The sequence below is a fragment of the Frankia sp. AgB32 genome, assembly GCF_023243045.1.
Lineage (GTDB): Bacteria > Actinomycetota > Actinomycetes > Frankiales > Frankiaceae > Frankia.
Window position 1 is genome coordinate 15,519 of the sequence record NZ_JALKFX010000002.1, and the last position, 2,809, is coordinate 18,327.

The following is a 2,809-nucleotide window of genomic DNA, read 5'->3' on the forward strand; positions in this document are numbered from 1 at the left end:
TGGTTAAAAAGACACCGCCCGCCCGCAAACCCGCAGCCGCGCCGCGGCCCCCAACCCCCCGGCCCCCAGCCGCCGGCGGCAAACCCGGCTGGGGGCCGGGTGGCCCCGGCCGCCGCTGCCACACCGACCTACACCGGCCGGCCGATGCCCCCCGGCCAGGCCCTGCCACGCGCTGCCGGACCCGCCGGTCAGCAGCGCGACCGGCCCCCGATGCCGACCGGGGCGCCGCCGTCGGGACCCTGGATGGCACCTGGAGGCCAGCGCGCGCCGGCAGCCCCGCCGCCTCGGACCGGACCGGTCTCCGCGCCGATGGCGACCAGTCCCTACCCGGCGTCCTACCAGCAGCCGCGTCGGCGCGGGCCGGACCGCCGCCAGCTCGCCATGATCGTCGCGGTGGTGCTTGCCGCGATCATCGGCATCGCGATCGCGGTCATCCTGCCGATCGGCCACAAGGACGGGCCGCCGGCCAGCGGCGCGCCCGGTCCGACGGCGAGTGCCGCGCCGTCCGCCACCCCGAGCGCACCCGGCTACGGTGTACCGGTGACGGACGGCGACCTGCGGTTCGTCGTCTCGAGCATGGACTGCTCTCACCGTCAGCTCGGCGACGGCCTGCTGGCACTGGGCGCGAAGGGACGGTTCTGCCAGGCCCGCGTCGCCGTGACCAACATCGGCAACGCCGACCATTCGCTGGACAACAACGCCCAGATCCTCTGGGACGATCACGGCGTCCGCCACGAGGCGAACTTCCTCGCCCGCCTGAAACTGGACGAGAACCTGTGGGACACGATCGACCCCGGCGAGACGAAGAACGGCACGCTGGTTTTCGACGTCCCGCTGGACGCGGCCCCGCGGCTGCTGGAACTGCACTCGGGCTCGCACACCGCCGGGGCCAGGATCTCGACCCGCTGACCGGCGTCACCCGACGTCCGCACCGCCGAGTTCCACCGCGCTGACGCCGACGGCCTCGCCCGGCGCGGTGCCGCCGAGTGTGGCGAAGGCCGCGGACGGGGCGGGCAGCCGCGGGTTGCGGTCGTCCGGTCGGAAGCCGGCAAGCATGATTTCCAGCGAACGCCGCCAGGATTCCGGCGCGATCCGACCGGTGAGTTCCGTCACCGTCCGTACCGACCACACCATCACCAGCACGTCCGCGACCACCACGTCCTCGCGCACCGTGCCCGTCTGCTTGGCGGCCTCCAGCATCGCCGCGATCAGCGGGACGACCTCGGCACCGAGCGTCCGCGCGGCGGGACCGTGCCACGTCCGTGGCGAGAGGAACAACCGGTGGGAGGGATCCGCCAGCAGGATCCGGGTGAGAAAGCACCGCAGCGCGTGCTCCGGCGGCTCGTCGGCCGCGATCTGCGCCGCCAGTTCACGGATGCCGGCGGCGATGGGGTGCAGAACGGCCTCGACAAGGGCGTCCTTGTTCGGGAATCGCCGGTAGAGGGTGCCCATCCCGACCCCGGCCTGCCGCGCGATTTCCTCGACGCCGACGTCGACCCCCCGCTCGACGAACAACTCCCGCGCGGCGGCGAGGATGCGCGCGCGGTTGAGCTCGGCGTCCCGGCGCAGCGGGCGCGCGGGCGGACCGATGGCGGCCGCTCCGGAAGCGGACGCGGACATGGGCGGCGATGACGACATGCGGGCCAGCGCTATCCGCAGGGGCGTAACGACGTAGCTGCGATACCCGGCAACGCTCTGATCATGGCAGCCCACTCTAGGGGATTATCTGGCTACAGTGCGATGTTTCTCGGCAAAAAGGTCAGCCTTTCGGCTGTACCCACCACCTCATGGCCGAGACGGGCCGCTAACGTGACTGGTTGCTTGAACAGCGACAAGGTGGGCGGACGTGGAGAGCCATCCATCTGCGGCGGTCTGCCCGAGGTGGGAGTCAGGTGCGAGATAGCGGTGTCAACGCGGTCCCGGTTTGTCGGTCCGGACGGGCGGGGCCCCGTCGGGGCGCCGGGCTTGGCGCCCTGGCGCTGCTGCTCGCCCTCAGCGCGCTGGTGGCCGGATGCAACAGTGACGGGACGCTCGTGGGCTCGGCGAGTCCGAGCACGGCCGCGGACGACGCCCTCTCCGCCGGAGGTTCCGGCTCCGCCGGTGGTTCCGGCTCTGCCCTGAAGCTGCTGGCGACCCTCCCGGTGCGGGCGGAGGACAACTCACCCAAATACCAGCGGGACAAGTTCGGGACGCCCTGGTCGGACGTCGACCACAACCACTGCGACACCCGCAACGACATCCTGCACCGCGATCTGACCAGCACGACCATCCGCAAGTCGGACAACTGCACGGTGCTGACCGGGGAGCTGCGCGACCCGTACACGACCCGAATCATTCGGTTCGACCGGTCCCGCAACGCGTCCGCCGTCCAGATCGACCATGTCGTGCCGCTCGCCGACGCCTGGCGGACCGGCGCCCTCGACTGGACCGACGCGCAGCGCCTGCAGTTCGCGAACGATCCGGAGAACCTGCTCGCGGTGGATGGCCCGACCAACATTCGCAAGAGCGACCAGGACGCCTCCGAATGGCTGCCGCCCAGCCCAGGCGCCCAGTGCGCCTACGTGGCCCGCCAGATCGGTCTCAAGTCCCGCTACCACCTGTGGGTGATAGCAGCCGAAGCCGCCGCGATGCGCACCGTCCTCCAAAAATGCCCCACCCAACCCGCCCTAGCCCTAACCGCCCCGAACTAACCCACCCAAACCCCGCCCCCCGACGGAAGTAACCACCGCGCCGTGGGGGGGGTCTCGGGGGGGGGGGGGCCCCCCCGCCCCCCAAAAAAGAAACCCCCCACCCCGCCCCCAGCGCCCGA

3 protein-coding genes are annotated in these 2,809 nt (G+C 71.8%); 2 read left to right on the forward strand and 1 reads right to left on the reverse strand.

Translation table 11 applies throughout. The annotated features are described in order from the left end of the window. Positions 1-309 precede the first annotated feature (309 nt). The gene (locus tag MXD60_RS01035; protein ID WP_248816949.1) at positions 310-909 is read left to right on the forward strand and encodes a DUF4352 domain-containing protein; all 600 of its coding nucleotides are present in this window, start codon (positions 310-312) and stop codon (positions 907-909) included. A 6-nt stretch (positions 910-915) separates the two neighbouring features. Here MXD60_RS01035 and MXD60_RS01040 read toward each other — a convergent pair whose 3' ends face one another. After that, entirely contained in the window at positions 916-1,620 is a 705-nt protein-coding gene (locus tag MXD60_RS01040; protein ID WP_248816802.1) for a TetR/AcrR family transcriptional regulator, read from the reverse strand. 272 nt (positions 1,621-1,892) lie between these two features. Between MXD60_RS01040 and MXD60_RS01045 the strand changes: the two genes are divergently transcribed. Next, positions 1,893-2,690 carry an HNH endonuclease family protein gene (locus MXD60_RS01045; RefSeq protein WP_248816804.1) on the forward strand — a complete coding sequence of 266 codons (798 nt, stop codon included), beginning with the start codon at positions 1,893-1,895 and terminating at the stop codon, positions 2,688-2,690. Positions 2,691-2,809: the final 119 nt, after the last annotated feature.